This is a genomic window from Streptomyces sp. NPDC093261, from assembly GCF_044753645.1.
In the GTDB taxonomy this organism is placed as follows: Bacteria; Actinomycetota; Actinomycetes; order Streptomycetales; family Streptomycetaceae; genus Streptomyces.
Genome location: NZ_JBIVNO010000001.1, coordinates 807,866 through 824,163 on the forward strand (window position 1 = coordinate 807,866; position 16,298 = coordinate 824,163).

Sequence of the window (16,298 nt, forward strand, 5' to 3'; positions counted from 1 at the left end):
TGCGGAGGCCGCTTCCGGCCGTCGGGGCGGGTCGCGCTCAGGCCGATCCGCGGAACCCGATCGTCGGTACGGCGCGCCGCCGCGGCCAGGGCTCCACGCACTCCTCGGGGACCAGCCGGTCAAGGAACGCGTATCGGCTGAGGGCCGCCGGGTCCTGGCTCTCGTAGGACTGGACCCGGCGCCACCACGCCGCGACCTCCGACCATCCGGGCGCCGACAGCGACCCGCCGAACTCCTGCACCGAGAGCGCGGCCGTCAGGCCCGCGAAGGCGAGGCGGTCGGCGAGCGGCCACGCGGCCAGCGTGCCGGTCACGAAGCCCGCCACGAAGACATCGCCCGCGCCCGTCGGGTCCAGCGCCTCGACGGCGATCGCGGGCACGGCGGCGGTCTCCCCGGTGCGCCCGTCCACGGCGTAGGCGCCCTCCGCGCCGAGGGTGACCACGGCCAGCGGCACACGCTCGCTCAGCGCGTGCGCGGCGGCGCGGGGGCAGTCGGTGCCCGTGTACCGCATGGCCTCCTCGGCGTTGGGCAGAAACGCCTCGCAGTGCTCGAGGTCGGCGAGGCCCGCGAGATCCCAGGCCCCGGTGCCGTCCCAGCCGACGTCGGCGAAGATACGGGTCCCCCGCTTCGCGGCCTCGGCGATCCAGGGGGCGCGCCGGCCCGGGGTCAGCGAGGCGACGGCGGCCCGGGCGCGGGGCGGGCAGACGGGGACGGGCTCCTCCGGCGGCGGCTCGTGGCCGTGGGAGACCATGGTCCGCTCACCCTCGTAGGCCATGGAGACGGTGACCGGGGAGTGCCACCCGGGAACCCGCCGGGACGGCGAGAGGTCGATGCCCTCGCCCTGTTCCAGCTCGTCCCAGCAGTACTCGCCGTAGTGGTCGTCGCCGAACGCCGCGGCCAGGGAGGTCTTGAGGCCGAGACGGGCCAGCGCGGTGGCCATGTTGGCGACACCGCCGGGGCTCGACCCCATCCCGCGCGCCCAGGACTCGGTGCCGCGCGCGGGGGCGGATGCGAGTCCGGTGAAGATGATGTCGAGGAAGACCGTCCCCGTGAGGTACACGTCCCGGGGCGGGTCCCCCGGCGCGCGCAACGCGGCCAGGGGGTCGAGTCGGGAGTGGTGGTGCGGCCCGTCCCCGATGTGGGGATGAGGGTGCGGTCCCTCCTGCGTGCCGGGGTGGCGGTGCGGTCCCTCTCCGGTGGTGGCGGTCACGGTGGGCTCCCTGACGTGGTGCGGATCCAGTCAGTGTGCACCAATCGTCACGGGGCGCGGCGGTGGTCGGCCGCAGCCGCCTCCCTACCAGCGGGGCACCACCGGGGTGACCCACGCGGGATCCGCGACGCGCATCGCCGCATCGTCGTCGCGGTCGCGCAGGGTGCCGTCGTCGGCGAGCCAGCGCGCGTGCAGGGCCGCCAGCCGGTCGCGGTCCAGTGTGACGCCGAGGCCGGGTGCGTCCGGTACGGCGATCCTGCCGCCCCGGAAGGTGAGGCGCTCGGTGATGACGTCCTCGGACTGCCAGGGGTAGTGGGTGTCGCAGGCGTGGTGGAGGTCGGGCACGGTCGAGGCGACATGGGTCATCGCGGCGAGGGAGATGCCGAGGTGGGTGTTGGAGTGCATGGACAGCGCGACCCCGAACGTCCGGCAGACGGCGGCCAGTTCCCGGGTGTTGCGCAGCCCGCCCCAGTAGTGGTGGTCGGACAGCAGGACCTGGACCGCGCCGCGGGTGAACGCCTCCTTGATCTCCGGGAAGGTGGTCACGCACATATTGGTGGCGAGCGGCAGGTCGGTCCCCGCGGCCACCTCGGCCATCGCGTCCGTACCGAGGGCGGGGTCCTCCAGGTACTCGAGGAGGCCGGCCAGCTCCCGGGCCACCTTCAGCGAGGTCTCGACCGTCCAGGCGCCGTTGGGGTCCAGGCGCAGCGGATGCCCGGGGAACGCCTCGGCGAGGGCGCGGATCGCGGCCGTCTCCTCGTCGGGCGGGAAGACCCCGCCCTTGAGCTTGAAGGAACCGAAGCCGTAACGCTCCTTGAAGGCGCGGGCCTGTGCGACCACTCCTGCGGGGTCGAGGGCGGCGCCCCAGTCGTCCTGCTCACAGGCCACGCCCTCGGGGTGGGCGGCCCACCGGTAGAAGAGGTACGCGCTGTACTCGACCTCGTCCCGCACCTTGCCGCCGAGCAGGGCGTGCACGGGCAGCCCGAGCGCCTTGCCGAGGGCGTCGAGGCAGGCGACCTCGAAGGCGGAGACGACGGACAGCCGGAGCTTGTCGGCGGTCTGGACTCCGCGCAGCCCGCCCACGTCGAGCCGGTCGCCGGCCGGGGAGCCGTCGACGGCGATCTCGTCGGCTACGGCGAACAGGCCGGTGGAGTCGGTTACCTGATGACCTATCAGCCGATGGGCGAAGGACCGGGCGAAATCGAGGTACCTCGTGTCGCCGTAGGTCTCGCCGACCCCCGTGGTCCCGTTGGCGGTCACCACCTCCACGATCAGCCGGGGCGTGTACGGCTGATGGACGCCCTGCGTGTTGAGCAGCGGCGGGTCGGCGACCAGGATCGGCGTCAGACGCACCTCGTCGATGGTGAGGCCGGGGCGGGTCGCGGCGGTCACGGGGCGGCTCCTGGGAGATGGGGTCCGGCGGCGAGCAGGGCGTATTGTCTCCCTATGGAGACGCTGTCTATGTATGCAGATGAAGCCTAGGTAGGTGAACGAGGCCCGTCAATGGCTGCCGCATGGCTCTCCCATGGCTTCCGCGCGCGCCGGGCGGCGCCCTCCCACGCCGGGATTACGATCGGCACATGTCAGACACCGGGGGCGTCAGGGAGGTGAAGTCGGCCGCGCGCACGGTCGAACTGCTCGAGGCGCTCGCGGCCCGCGGCGACCGTCCGGCGCGGCTTCAGGAGCTGGCCGACCAGCTCTCGGTGCCGCGCAGCTCGATGTACGCCCTGCTGCAGACCCTGATCTCGCGGGGCTGGGTCCGCACGGACGTCACGGGCTCGCTCTACGGCATCGGCATCAGCGCCCTGCTGACGGGCACGGGCTATCTGGACTCCGACCCGCGCGTCCGCGCCGTGCGCCCGTTCCTGGACGAGGCGTCCGAGGCGCTGGGCGAGACGATCCATCTGGGCCGCCTCGACGGTATGGACGTGGCGTATCTGGCGACCCGCGAGTCGCACGCCTATCTGCGCACGATCAGCCGGGTCGGCCGGCGCCTGCCCGCCCACGCGGGCGCACTCGGCAAGGCACTGCTGGCCGAACGGCCCGACGACGCACTGCCCGAGGGCCCGTACGCGGCCCTCACCCCGAACACGCACACGACCCGGGCGTCCCTGTCGGCGGACCTGGCCGCGACCCGCGAGCGCGGCCACGCTGTCGACCGCGAGGAGAGCGTCATCGGCATCGTCGGCTTCGGTTTCGCCCTGCGCTACGACACCCCGGCGCAGGACGCGATCAGTTGCTCGGTGCCGGTGGCCCGGCTGACACCGGAGCACGAGGAGCGGATCGTGGCGGTCATGCGGGAGGTGCGGGCCGGGATCGAGGGGGCCGCGCCGGGCACCGCGGGGGCGCCGCACTGGCGTTGAGCCGGACTCAACCACCGGAAGGGCGCGTCGTATACCCGGGCTCACCAGCCACAAACCCCAAGGTGACTCACATCACACACCCCGCGCTTCTTCTCGAACCGCGTGCTTGATACAAATTGCCCGCGCGTTCCTGTCGGTCGACGGACGGCGCCCCACCCCCTTTTCCCGAGCCGTCCTTTCGCACGCCCTGGAACGCCCGTGTCCTCGCGCACCGCCCCGCTCTGGCCCCTCGTCGCCCTGTTCACGGCCGGGTACCTCGCCGCGTACCTCCTGCCCACCACCGTCGGCAGACTCGACGCGGGTCTGCCGCTGTCCGCCACCGAGGCCGGCTCCATCGGCAGTGCCCTGCTGCTGAGTTCGGCGTCCGCGGGCTTTCTGCTCGCCTCCCACGTCCAGCGCGTCGGCCCCCGGCGGCTGGCCCGCGCCGGCCTGCTGCTCGCCGCCGCCGGATACGGCACGGCCGCCGTCAGCCACAGCATCCCCGTGGTCGTCGCGGGGGCGGTCGCCGGCGGCTTCGGGTCGGGGACGGCCACCACGGTCGCCGCGACCGGCATCGCCGCCCTGGGGGCGTCCCCCGCTCGAACGGAGTGGAGAGCGTGGGGGAGAGATCCGCACCGGGCCTCCACACTGGGCCTGTTGGGTGTCTCCGCGCTTGCCGGCGCGGTCTATCTGACGGTCCCCCACCTCGGCCCGGGCCACGGCCTCCCGCTCGCCGCGATCGCGCTCACCGCCCTGCTGGTGTGGCCCGCGACCGGCCGCCTCTCCTCCCCCGCGGCCGCCGCCACGGCTCCCCGCGGGACGGGTCGGCTGCCTCATCGCGGCCCCGGGCTCGTGCTGGCCGCCGGAATCCTGTGCTGGTCCCTCGCCCAGAACTCCCTGTGGGGCGTCAGCGGACGCATCGGCCTCACCCAGGCGCACCTGAGCGAGGTCACCGTCGGTCTGGTCTTCGCGATCGCGCTCGGCGCCGGACTGCTCGGGGTGGTCGGCGCGGGCATGCTGGGACCGCGCCTCGGCCGCGCGCTGCCCGTCGGCGTGGGCACCGTGCTCATCGCCGGCTGTATCGCGCTCAGCGCCTGCGCCACCGGCCTCGGCACCTTCGCGACCGGCGAGATCGCCTGGAACGCGCTCTACCCGATCGTGCTGTCGTATCTGATCGGCCTCGCCGCCTCCCTCGACGGGCGGGGCCGCTGGGCCGTCCTCGTCGGCTCGGCGTCCTCGCTCGGCACCGCGGCGGGCCCCCTCATCGGCAGTGTGCTGGCCGCGCGGGCGGGCTTCCCGGCGATGGGCGCGATCCTCGCGGCCGGTCTGCTGGTGGTCGCCCTCCCGCTGGCCGCCGTCGCCCGGCACACCGGCGGCCGTGCGCTCCTGCCGGGCGCCGTGCGCCGCCGCGGAGGCGCTCCGGCCGCCGTGGTCGCCGTGTCGACGGGCGGCGCCATGGGCGCGGTCCCGCCGGCCGGCGCACCCGAACAGCCGGTCGTGGAGATTCCGTTCGACGCACCGGCGGCCCAGGACCGGGGGGCCTACGGCACGGCCGGGCCCCGGCAGGCGAGCGCCGCGCCCGGACCCGGCACCCCTTAGCCGGGCTGCGAACCCTCAGTCACCGGTGAACTCGTACGCGTCCACCTCGGCGAGGTAGCGGGCCCGCCGCTCCTCGTCGTGCTCCAGGAACGAGGCGAGGAACGAGTTGCGGGCCAGTTCGCGCATCCGCTCCGTGCTCAGCCCGAGGGCCTCGCGCACGGCGTGGAAGTTGTCCGCCACGTATCCGCCGAAGTAGGCCGGGTCGTCGGAGTTGACGGTGCACAGCAGCCCGGCGTCCAGCATCGCGGGCAGCGGGTGGTCCGCCAGGGCGTCGACCGCGCGCAGCCGGACGTTGGACAGCGGGCACAGCGTGAGCGGCACCCGCTCGCGCACGAGCCGCTCGACCAGCGCCGGGTCCTCCAGGCACCGCAGCCCGTGGTCGACACGCTCGATGCCGAGCACATCGAGGGCCTCCGTGATGTACTCCGGCGGTCCCTCCTCACCGGCGTGCGCGACCCGGCGCAGCCCGAGGGCGGCGGCGGCCTCGTACACCTCGCGGAACTTGGCGGGCGGGTGGCCGACTTCGGCGGAGTCGAGGCCGACGCCCACGATCCGGTCGAGATACGGCTCCGCGGCCCGCAGCGTCTCCATGGCCGACTCGGCGGACTCGTCCCGCAGGAAGCACATGATCAGCCGGGTGGAGACACCGTGGTTCTCCTCGCTGCGGCCGAGCGCGCGCCACAGGCCCTCGACGACCGTGCCCATGGACACGCCCCGGGCGATATGGGCCTGCGGGTCGAAGAAGATCTCGGCGTGGCGCACGCCCTGTGCGGCGGCCCGCTCCAGATACGCGTTCGCGAGGTCCTCGAAGTCCCGCTCGGTCCGCAGCACGGCCATCAGCTCGTAGTACAGGTTCAGAAAGGACTGGAGGTCCTCGAAGGCGTAGGCCTTGCGCAGGTCGTCGCTGTCGGCGTAGGGCAGTTCCACGGCGTTGCGGGCGGCCAACCCGAAGGCCAGCTCCGGCTCCAGGGTGCCTTCGATGTGCAGATGCAGTTCAGCTTTGGGGAGGGGCATCAAAACATCGTAAGGCCTGGTCACAGCCGTTTTGGGACCGGCACCCTGAGCAGGTCGTGCGCCACGGTCAGCTCCCCCTCGAACCCGGCATCCCGCGCCTGCCGCTCGAACTCCTCCGGCTCCGAGTAGCGCTGGCTGAAGTGGGTGAGCACCAGATGCCGCACCCCGGCGTCCCGGGCCACCCGAGCCGCCTGACTGGCCGTCAGATGGCCGTACTCGACCGCGAGCTGCTCGTCCTCGTCGAGGAAGGTCGACTCGATGACGAGCAGGTCGCAGCCCTCGGCCAGGGCGTACGCCCCCTCGCACAGCCGGGTGTCCATGACGAAGGCGAACCGCTGTCCGCGCCGCACCTCGCTCACGGCTTCCAGCAGGACACCGCCGAGGGAGCCCTCCCGCTGGAGACGGCCCACGTCCGGGCCCGTGATCCCGTGCGCGGCGAGCCGCTCGGGCAGCATCCGCCGTCCGTCGGGCTCGGTCAGCCGGTAGCCGAACGACTCCACGGGATGGGAGAGCCGGCGCGCCTCGAGCGTGTACGCGCCGGTCGTCGCGAGCACCCCGTCCTCGCGCACCGGTGCCTCGGTCAGCGGAACGGTCTCGCGGTACGCGGTGGCATACCGCAGCCGCTCGAAGAAGCGCTGCCCCGACCGCGGGTAGTGCGCGGTGATCTCGTGCGGCACCTTGTCCAGGTTGATCCGCTGGATGACCCCGGCCAGTCCCAGCGAGTGGTCCCCGTGGAAGTGCGTGACACAGATCCGGTGCAGGTCGTGGGCGGCGACCCCGGCACGCAGCATCTGCCGCTGGGTGCCCTCGCCGGGGTCGAAGAGGATTCCCTCGCCGTCCCAGCGCAGCAGATAGCCGTTGTGGTTGCGCTGCCGGGTCGGGACCTGGCTGGCGGTGCCGAGCACCACCAGTTCACGGACGGACATGGCGTGCTATCCGGGGGGCCACTGCAGACCGCGGCCGCCCAGCACATGGGCGTGCGCGTGCCAGACGGTCTGCCCGGCGCCGCTGCCGGTGTTGAAGACGACGCGGTAACTCTCCAGCTTTTCCTGCGCGGCGACCTCGCCGGCCTCGCGGAGCACATCGGCGGCCACGGAGGGTGCGGCGGCGGCCAGGGTCGCGATGTCCCGGTGGTGGAGCCTCGGGATGACCAGTATGTGGGTGGGTGCCTGGGGGTTGATGTCCTGAAAGGCGACGGTGGTGTCGGTCTCCCGGACGATCGTCGCCGGAATGTGCCCCGCGACGATCTTGCAGAACAGACAGTCGTCCTGCGGCTCTCCCGCCATGTGCGTCCTCCTCACACAGACTGATCACTACGACGGCATCGTATCGGCCCGGCCCGCCCACCGGACCGGAAAGGGCCGGTGGGCGGGCAGGCCGGGAACATCGCCCGCGGTGGGGTGATCACTGGGTCGGCAGCTCCGGGGGACGCTTCGCCGGGCGCTCCTCCAGCGCGGCCAGCGCCAGCCGTACCGCCTCGTCGAGCTGGACGTCCCGCCCGGCGGCGTGGTCCTGCGGTGCCTGGACCACCTCGACGTCGGGATCGACGCCGTGGTTCTCCACGCCCCACCCATAGCCCTCCAGCCAGAACGCGTACTTCGGCTGGGTCACCAGCGTCCCGTCGACCAGCCGGTACCTGCTGTCGATCCCGACGACGCCGCCCCAGGTCCGCGTTCCGACCACCGGTCCGATGCCGAGCGCCTTGACCGCCGCGTTGACGATGTCACCGTCCGAGCCGGAGAACTCGTTGGCGACGGCGACGACCGGACCGCGCGGGGCGTCCTCCGGGTAGCTGTACGCCCGCAGCCCGCGCGGCAGGTCCCAGCCCACGATCCGCCGCGCCAGCTTCTCCACGACCAACTGGGAGGTGTGGCCGCCCCGGTTCTCCCGGACGTCCACGACCAGCCCCTCCCGGGCGACCTCGATCCGCAGGTCGCGGTGGAGCTGCGCCCATCCGGAGCCCACCATGTCCGGCACATGCAGATACCCGAGCCGCCCGCCGGACTTCTCGTGCACATACGCCCGCCGGTCCGCCACCCACGCGTGGTACCTGAGCGGCTCCTCGTCCGCGATCGGCACGACGACGACATGCCGCGGATCGCCCCCGCCCGCGGGCGAGACGGTCAGCTCCACCGGTTTGCCCGCCGTCCCGACCAGCAGCGGCCCCGGCCCGGTCACCGGATCCACCGGCCGCCCGCCGATCGCCACGATCGCGTCCCCGGCCCGTACCGCCACCCCGGGCGCGGCAAGCGGCGCCCGGGCGTCCGGGTCGGAGGTCTCCGACGGCAGCACCCGGTCGATGCGCCAGCTTCCGTCCGGGTGCCGGGAGATGTCGGCCCCGAGCAGCCCCTGCCGGCGGTCCGCGCCGGGCCCGTGGCCGTTCGGCGTGACATACGCGTGCGAGGTGCCCAGTTCGCCCTGCACCTCCCACAGGAGGTCCACCAGGTCGTCGTGCGTGGCGATGCGTTCCAGAACGGGCCGGTACCGGTCCAGTACGCCGTCCCAGTCGACCCCGCCCAGGTCGGGCCGCCAGAAGTTGTCGCGCATGAGGCGGCCGGTCTCCTCGTACATCTGCCGCCACTCGGCCGCCGGGTCGACGGTCTGCCGTATCCGGGACAGGTCCACGGTGATGTTGGCGTCGCTGTCGTCGTCGTTCGGGGCGCGACGGTCGCTCGGCACGACCTTGAGCTTGCCGTCGGTCCACAGCAGCACCCGTTTGCCGTCGCCGCTGACCGCGAAGTGCTCGGCGTCCGACGCGAGATGCTCGATGCGCTGCTGGACCAGGTCGTAGCGCTCCAGCTCGGTCTTGGGGTCGGGGTCGTCGGGCGTGGCACGGGAGGTGCCGAGGACACCGCGCACCGGGTGCCGCAGCCAGAGCACCCCGTCCTTGGCTGCTCTCAGCCCGGAGTAGCGCGCGGCCTCGACCGGGAAGGGCACGATCCGGTCGGCGAGGCCCTCGAGGTCGACACGGGTCGTGGGCGCGCCCTCGCTGTCGGGTGTCTCGTCCTTGTCGGGCGCCTCGAACGGACGGCCGTGCCGCTGGGGCCCGAAGGGGGACGGGGTGGTCGCGGAGAGGGTGATCAGGTGGGGCCGGGAGCCGCCCACGAAGGCCAGGTCGAAGACGTGCTCGTCGTAGACCGGGTCGAAGGAGCGTGCCGAGAGGAACGCCAGGTGCTTGCCGTCCAGTGTGAAGGCGGGCGCGTAGTCCCGGAAGCGGAGCGGGGTCGCCTCCGTGACCGACAGGTCGGCCGTGTTGGCGAGCTTGAGGTGGCGCAGCGGACGCGGGCCGGGGTGGGACCAGGCCAGCCAGGCCGAGTCCGGGGAGAAGACGAGCCCCTCGGCCTCGCCGTCCTCGCTGCGGTCGACCTCGCGCACCTCGCCGCTGTCCCGTTCGACGAGCAGCACCCGCCCGTCGTGCGCGGCGACCGCGACCCGGCTGCCGTCGGGGGCCACCGCGAGCCCGAGCACCCGGCCGAGGCGCCCGGCGGCAAGCCGCCGCGGGGTGGCGCCGGGCGCGAGCCCGGTGGCGGGCGCGAACTCCAGCGCGTCCTCGCCCTCCGCGTCCGTCACCCACACCACCCACTCCTCGCCGTCCACGCGGAAGGCGCGCGGCAGCCGGGCCCGTACGCCGTGCTCGGCGGCGAGCGCGCGGGCGGGCCCCGAGCGGTGGGTGACCCAGTGGACGGCGCCGCGCACCGAGACCGCGCTGCCGCGTCCGGTGCGGTCGGGCGAGGCGGCCCCGAACCAGCGGCCCGCGCTCACGGGATGGGGCTGGAGATTCACGCGCTGTCCGCCGAGCCGGATGTCGAGCCGCCGGGGCTCGGCCCCGTCCAGGCCCTCCAGGAGCCAGAGTTCACCGGCGGAGGAGTAGACGACCCGGGTTCCGTCGGTGGCCGCGTGCCGGGCGTAGAAGCTGTCGAGCGGGGTGTGGCGACGCAGGTCCGAGCCGTCGGCGAGCGACGAGTACAGGGCCCCGACGCCCTCGTGGTCGCAGAGGAAGGCGAGGCGTTCCCCGACCCAGAAGGGGTACTCGATGTTGCCGTCGAGGTCCTCGTGCAGCCGCACGAACTCCCCGGCCCCCTCGCCGTCGTGGCCGGACCGGTCGATCCACAGCTTGCCCGCCGTGCCGCCGCGGTACCGCTTCCACCAGGCGGCCTCGCGGCCCATGGGCGCGGACAGCAGCACGGTGGCCGGGCCGTGGGCGACCTCGCCGACGGGCCCGTACGGCAGGAGGGTGGACGGGCCGCCGTCGAGCGGTACGGCGTGCGCCCAGGTGCGGCGCAGCGAGGCCTGGCCGACCGTGCTGAGGGCGAGCACCCGTCCGTCGGGGGTCCAGCCGCGCACCTGGGTCTTCCCACTGCCCCAGTGGGTCAGGCGCTGGGCGGAGCCACCGTCGATCGGCGCGGCGTGCACCTCGGGTGCGCCGTCGCGGGTGGAGGTCCAGGCCACGGTATGGCCGTCCGGGGATATCCGGGGGTGGTTGACCGGGACGTTGTCGGCGCTGGCCCGCCAGGCACGGCCGCCGTCGAGCGGGGCGACCCAGACGTCGTCCTCGGCGGTGAAGGCGACCAACTCGCCGTGCAGATGCGGGAAGCGGAGATACGCGGGCGATATGGACTGAGTCACCAGGTCACCCTAAGCAGCAAGTGTGTTCACGGACAGGGGTTTTGCCGGTCGCCCCCGGTTCGTCGTGCGGAGTCCTGCGGATCACTTGCCCTGGACGGGCCAGCAGGTGGGGTCGCCCTGGCACCAGATGGTCCTTGTCACGGTGACGGTGGGACCGGGCACCCCGGGGGTCGGCCGGTAGGAGACGGGCGGCTGGTACGTCGGTGTCGGGGCGGCGTCGCAGTTGCCGAGGCCGCTCACATGGAACCACTGCCGGCCGCCCACGGTGGCCCGCAGGTCGCCGCGCACGCACCTGCCGTCGACGACGCGGGTGATCCTGCCCTTGACGGTGATGTCCTTGTCGTCGTCGGTCTTCCCCCGGCAGTCGACGCTGACGACGGTGGTCTCGGTCGGCGCGGGCGTCCTGCCGGACCGGGTGGCGGTGCCGCCCGTGCCGTAGCCGCCCGTGCAGCTGAGCCAGCGCACGGTCACATGGTGCCGCTGGAGTTCCCTGGTCGCGGTCTGGTCGGTGGTGTACGCCGCCGCCGCGGTGCTCAGGTCACCGGGTTGGCACGCCACGGCTCCGCCCACGGCGACCGCCACGAGTCCGGTCGCCGCCACGGCCCGCCATCCCCGCCGCCGAATCCGCCTCAACACCCCCATGGAGGGCAGCCTGCCACTCCCCCGCCGTCGGCGGTAGAGCGCATACGGCCACACGGGCGCCCGCGCGCGGCCCCGTCTCCCGACGCGCCGTCAGCCGCGCAACAGCAGCCACTCCTGGAGTTCGACCAGGTTGCCCTCGGGGTCCTTGAGGTGGGCGACGCGCATACGGTCGGTCATGGGGGCCGGACCGTGCAGGAGCGTCACGCCGCGGGACGTGATCCGCTCGCAGCAGGCGTCCAGGTCTTCCACGCGCAGCACCACCAGCGAGCGGTGGCCGGTCGCCGTGTCGCCCAGTTCGCCCAGGACCCGGGCCATCATCGCCCGTTCCTGGAGCGCGATGCCCGCCGAGCCGACGGCGGGGGAGAACTTCTCGTACGGCCCGTCCACCGCTCCCGACTGGGGCTTGAGGCCGAGGACGTCGGCGTAGAACCGGTAGCAGGCGGCGAAGTCCGAGACCAGCAGCCGCACCTGGGCGAGTTCCATGGTGTACCCCCGAAGGTCAGGACCAGCGTCCGGTGCGGCCGAGCAGCAGCGCGGCCGCCGCGGTGCCGGCGGTCGAGGTGCGCAGGACGGTGCGTCCCAGCCGGAAGGCCCGCGCACCCGCCTCCTCGAACAGGGTCAGCTCCTCGGGGGCGACGCCTCCTTCGGGCCCGACGACCAGCACGATCTCGCCCTCGGCGGGGAGGTCCACGGTCGCGAGCGGTTCCTCGCCGCTCTCGTGCAGGACCGCGGCGAAGTCGGCCCCGGCCAGAAGTGCCGCCACCTGCCTGGTCGTCGCCGCGTCCGCGACCTCGGGGAAGCGCACCCGGCGGGACTGCTTGCCCGCCTCGCGGGCGGTGGCCCGCCACTTGCCGAGGGCCTTCAGTCCCCGGTCGCCCTTCCACTGGGTGATGCAGCGGGAGGCCTGCCAGGGGACGATCGCGTCGACGCCGACCTCGGTCATGGTCTCCACGGCCAGCTCGCCCCGGTCGCCCTTGGGGAGGGCCTGGACGACGGTGATCCGGGGTGTCTGCGGCGCCTCCTCGGACACCGAGGTCACATGGACGACCAGCCGGTCCTTGCCCTCGATGCCGACGACCTCGCACTCCGCCCGGTGCCCGGCGCCGTCGGTCAGCACGACGGCCTCCCCCGGCCGCAGCCGCTTCACCGAGACCGCGTGCCGCCCCTCGGGGCCGTCGAGCACGAACTCGGGCCCGACGCCGTCGAGCCGGTCCACGACGAACACGGGCGCCGTCATCGCCCGGCACCGCCCGTGGACAACGCTGTCGCCGCCTCCCGGAGCTCCGCCGCCAGTACCTCCACCAGGCGTCCGGCGGGCAGGTCACGGGCCAGGCGGTGGCCCTGGCCGGCGTACAGCGACATGCCCTGCGGGTCGTTGGACTTGGCGGCCGCCTTGCGCAGCGGCGAGGTGAGGTGGTTGATCTCGGGGTAGGCGGCGGGCGCGTACGGTCCGTGCTCCCGCATGAACCGGTTGACCAGAGCCCGTGCCGGGCGCCCGGAGAACGCGCGCGTCAACTCCGTCCGGACGAACAGGGGGTCGGTCAGCGCCCGCTTGTGCAGGGGGTGGGCGCCGGACTCGGGGGTGGCGAGGAACGCGGTGCCGAGTTGGGCGGCGCTCGCGCCCGCCGCGAGCACCGCGGCGATCTGGCTGCCGCGCATGATGCCGCCGGCCGCCACGATCGGGATCCGTACGGCCTCGCGGATCTGTGGGACGAGGGAGAGCAGCCCGGTGCCGGAGCCGTCGTTCTCGGCGCTGTCGCGGTGGGTGCCCTGATGGCCGCCGGCCTCCACGCCCTGTGCGATCACGGCGTCGGCGCCCGCCTCCTGTACGGCGAGGGCCTCCTCGGCGCTGGTCGCGGTGACCAGGGTGAAGGTGCCCGCGCGGCGCAGGGACTCAAGAACCGACGGGGCGGGCACCCCGAAGTGGAAGGAGACCGCCGGCACCGGGTTGTCGAGGAGGACGGCGAGCTTGGCGTCGTAGCCGTCGTCGCGGCCGCGGTCGGGGTCGCCCAGCTCGGCCTTGTACCAGGCGGCCTCGCCGGCGAGCTGTTCGGCGTAGACCTCGACGGCGGCGGGGTCGGCCTGGTCGGACTGCGGGATGAACACGTTCACGCCGAAGGGCCGTGCCGTGAGCCCGCGGAGCTGCTTGATCTCCTGGTACATGCCGTCGGCGGTCTTGTATCCGGCGGCGAGGAACCCCAGGCCGCCCGCCTCGGACACGGCGGCGGCGAGCTGCGGCACGGAGGCGCCGCCCGCCATGGGGGCCTGCACGATCGGGTGACTGAGGAGATCGGTCAGCACGGAGGACATGACGGCATGTTGTCACGTCCTTTGAACAAGTCCGAATCCGGGCTTCCGCCGGCATATACCCCGGGAGACATCCGTGGGTCAGGGGCGGCGGAGGGTGTACTCGCGTGGGCCGAGCGGGGCCGGGAGGACGCCGGGGCAGGAGGACGCCGGGGCAGGAGGAAGCCGGGCCGGGAAGCGGCGGCCCCCTTGAAGCACGTCCGGCGCCGGGCACAGGGGCCGGCGCCGGAGGTCCGCTCAAGGTCAGCGTCCGTTGAACGCGTCCTTCAGGCGCGAGAACAGTCCCTGCTGCCCCGGCTGGAACTGGCCCTGCGGCCGTTCCTCACCGCGCAGCTTCGCCAGTTCCCTCAGCAGGCGCTCCTGCTCGGGGTCCAGCTTCGACGGCGTCTGCACCTCGACGTGCACGATCAGGTCGCCCCGGCCACCGCCGCGCAGATGCGTGACGCCGCGGCCGTGCAGCGGGATCGACTGCCCGGACTGCGTGCCGGGACGGATGTCGACCTCCTCCATGCCGTCCAGCGTCTCCAGCGGCACCTTGGTGCCGAGGGCCGCCGCCGTCATCGGGATGGTGACCGTGCAGTGCAGGTCGTCGCCGCGGCGCTGGAAGGTCGTGTGCGGCAGCTCGTGGATCTCCACGTACAGATCGCCGGCGGGGCCGCCGCCGGGGCCGACCTCGCCCTCGCCCGCCAGCTGGATCCGGGTGCCGTTGTCGACGCCCGCGGGGATCTTGACGGTGAGCGTCCGGCGGGAGCGCACCCGGCCGTCGCCCGCGCACTCCGGGCACGGGTTCGGGACGATCGTGCCGAAGCCCTGGCACTGGGGGCAGGGTCGGGAGGTCATGACCTGGCCCAGGAAGGACCGCGTGACCTGCGAGACCTCGCCGCGACCGCGGCACATGTCACAGGTCTGCACGGACGTGCCGGGCGCGGCGCCCTCGCCGTTGCAGGTGTTGCAGACGACGGCCGTGTCGACCTGGATGTCCTTCGTGGTGCCGAAGGCCGCCTCGTCGAGCTCGATCTCCAGCCTGATCATGGCGTCCTGGCCCCGGCGGGTGCGCGAGCGCGGTCCGCGCTGCGACGCCGTGCCGAAGAACGCGTCCATGATGTCCGAGAAGTTCCCGAAGCCGCCCGCGCCGAAGCCGCCCGCGCCCGCGCCGCCCGCCTGGGACAGGGGGTCGCCGCCGAGGTCGTAGACCTGCTTCTTCTGCGGGTCCGAGAGCACCTCGTACGCGGCGTTGATCTCCTTGAACCGCTCTTGCGTCTTGGGATCGGGGTTGACGTCCGGGTGCAGCTCGCGGGCGAGCCGGCGGAACGCCTTCTTGATCTCTTCCTGCGACGCGTCGCGGCGCACGCCGAGTACGGCGTAGTAGTCCGTGGCCACTTACGACTCCGCCAGGATCTGTCCGACGTACCGTGCCACCGCTCGTACCGCTCCCATCGTTCCCGGGTAATCCATGCGGGTCGGTCCGACCACGCCGAGTTTCGCTACTGCCTCGCCGCCCGAACCGTAGCCCACGGAGACCACCGACGTGGAGTTGAGTCCCTCGTGAGCGTTCTCGTGGCCGATACGCACCCGCATGGCCGGATCCTTCGCCTCGCCCAGCAGCTTGAGAAGGACGACCTGCTCCTCCAGCGCCTCCAGGACGGGGCGGATGGTGAGAGGGAAGTCATGCACGAAGCGGGTGAGATTGGCGGTGCCGCCGATGATCAGCCGCTCCTCGGTCTCCTCCACGAGGGTCTCCAGAAGGGTGGAGAGCACCGTGGAGACCGTGCCCCGGTCCTCCGGTTCGAAGGCCTCGGGCAGGTCCTGCACGAGCTGCGGGACGTCCGCGAAACGGCGGCCGGCGATCCTGCTGTTGAGCCGCGCCCGCAGATCCGCGAGTGACGTTTCTCCAAACGGCGCGGGGCAGTCGATCATGCGCTGTTCGACCCGGCCGGTGTCGGTGATCAGCACGAGCATCACCCGCGCGGGCGCCATCGCCAGCAGTTCCACGTGCCGCACCGTCGAGCGGGTCAGCGACGGGTACTGCACGACGGCGACCTGCCGGGTGAGCTGCGCGAGCAGTCGTACCGTGCGCGCCACGACGTCGTCGAGGTCGACGGCGCCCTCCAGGAAGTTCTGGATCGCGCGGCGCTCGGGCGCGGTCATCGGCTTGACGGCCGCGAGCTTGTCGACGAAGAGGCGGTAGCCCTTGTCCGTGGGGATGCGTCCGGCGCTGGTGTGCGGCTGGGCGATGTAGCCCTCGTCCTCCAGCGCGGCCATGTCGTTGCGGACGGTGGCCGGGGAGACGCCGAGGTTGTGCCGCTCGGTGAGTGCCTTGGAGCCCACCGGCTCCTCGGTGCCCACATAGTCCTGGACGATGGCGCGCAGCACTTCGAGCCTGCGTTCACTCAGCATGCGCACACCTCCAGCGATCTGTGCCCTTGACGCTTCCCCTGGCACTCTGCGCAGGTGAGTGCCAGCATCCCCGGGCCAAGTGTACGGCCGTCGGGTACGCCCCCGGCAAGGGCGGGCTCCCGTGCCGTGCCGAGGTGTACCGACCTGTCCCACGGTGTCCC

Annotated in this window: 14 protein-coding genes; 2 read left to right on the forward strand and 12 right to left on the reverse strand. The window is 73.1% G+C overall.

What is annotated here, in order from left to right:
• Positions 1-37 precede the first annotated feature (37 nt).
• Both ACIP94_RS03725 and ACIP94_RS03730 read right to left on the reverse strand, forming a co-directional pair.
• Positions 38-1,138, reverse strand: coding sequence for a carbohydrate kinase family protein (locus ACIP94_RS03725; RefSeq protein WP_402420369.1), 1,101 nt, complete (start codon positions 1,136-1,138; stop codon positions 38-40).
• A 156-nt stretch (positions 1,139-1,294) separates the two neighbouring features.
• Complete coding sequence (locus ACIP94_RS03730) at positions 1,295-2,602, reverse strand: glucarate dehydratase family protein (protein WP_402418979.1); 1,308 nt, start codon at positions 2,600-2,602, stop codon at positions 1,295-1,297.
• Positions 2,603-2,790: 188 nt separating this feature from the next.
• Here ACIP94_RS03730 and ACIP94_RS03735 point away from each other — a divergent pair, with 188 nt between their 5' ends.
• Positions 2,791-3,573: an IclR family transcriptional regulator gene (locus ACIP94_RS03735; protein WP_402418982.1), complete on the forward strand. Its 783-nt coding sequence runs from the start codon at positions 2,791-2,793 to the stop codon at positions 3,571-3,573.
• 198 nt (positions 3,574-3,771) lie between these two features.
• Positions 3,772-5,151, forward strand: coding sequence for an MFS transporter (locus ACIP94_RS03740; RefSeq protein ID WP_402418985.1), 1,380 nt, complete (start codon positions 3,772-3,774; stop codon positions 5,149-5,151).
• A gap of 15 nt (positions 5,152-5,166) precedes the next feature.
• On the opposite strand, the gene ACIP94_RS03745 is transcribed toward ACIP94_RS03740, so the two are convergent.
• The 10 genes from ACIP94_RS03745 to hrcA all read right to left on the reverse strand — a co-directional run bounded on the left by ACIP94_RS03745 (position 5,167) and on the right by hrcA (position 16,137).
• Positions 5,167-6,165: an adenosine deaminase gene (locus tag ACIP94_RS03745; RefSeq protein ID WP_402418988.1), complete on the reverse strand. Its 999-nt coding sequence runs from the start codon at positions 6,163-6,165 to the stop codon at positions 5,167-5,169.
• 20 nt (positions 6,166-6,185) lie between these two features.
• Positions 6,186-7,091 (reverse strand): ribonuclease Z, encoded by a 906-nt coding sequence (locus ACIP94_RS03750; protein WP_402418991.1) that lies wholly within the window; start codon positions 7,089-7,091, stop codon positions 6,186-6,188.
• Positions 7,092-7,097: 6 nt separating this feature from the next.
• On the reverse strand, positions 7,098-7,451 hold the full coding sequence (locus ACIP94_RS03755; RefSeq protein ID WP_402418994.1) for a histidine triad nucleotide-binding protein: 354 nt from the start codon (positions 7,449-7,451) through the stop codon (positions 7,098-7,100).
• A 118-nt stretch (positions 7,452-7,569) separates the two neighbouring features.
• Positions 7,570-10,791, reverse strand: a complete 3,222-nt coding sequence (locus ACIP94_RS03760; protein WP_402418998.1) for a S41 family peptidase — start codon at positions 10,789-10,791, stop codon at positions 7,570-7,572.
• Positions 10,792-10,872: 81 nt separating this feature from the next.
• A complete protein-coding gene (locus ACIP94_RS03765; RefSeq protein WP_402419000.1) occupies positions 10,873-11,433 on the reverse strand; it encodes a hypothetical protein in 561 nt (186 codons plus the stop codon).
• 90 nt (positions 11,434-11,523) lie between these two features.
• Positions 11,524-11,916: a VOC family protein gene (locus ACIP94_RS03770; protein WP_402419003.1), complete on the reverse strand. Its 393-nt coding sequence runs from the start codon at positions 11,914-11,916 to the stop codon at positions 11,524-11,526.
• A gap of 16 nt (positions 11,917-11,932) precedes the next feature.
• Complete coding sequence (locus tag ACIP94_RS03775; protein WP_402419006.1) at positions 11,933-12,670, reverse strand: 16S rRNA (uracil(1498)-N(3))-methyltransferase; 738 nt, start codon at positions 12,668-12,670, stop codon at positions 11,933-11,935.
• Entirely contained in the window at positions 12,667-13,743 is a 1,077-nt protein-coding gene (locus ACIP94_RS03780) for a nitronate monooxygenase (RefSeq protein ID WP_402419009.1), read from the reverse strand. Before ACIP94_RS03780 ends, ACIP94_RS03775 begins: the two co-directional genes overlap by 4 nt.
• 240 nt (positions 13,744-13,983) lie before the next feature.
• Complete coding sequence (dnaJ, locus tag ACIP94_RS03785) at positions 13,984-15,120, reverse strand: molecular chaperone DnaJ (protein WP_402419012.1); 1,137 nt, start codon at positions 15,118-15,120, stop codon at positions 13,984-13,986.
• Positions 15,121-16,137: a heat-inducible transcriptional repressor HrcA gene (gene hrcA, locus ACIP94_RS03790; protein WP_402419015.1), complete on the reverse strand. Its 1,017-nt coding sequence runs from the start codon at positions 16,135-16,137 to the stop codon at positions 15,121-15,123.
• Positions 16,138-16,298 lie beyond the last annotated feature (161 nt).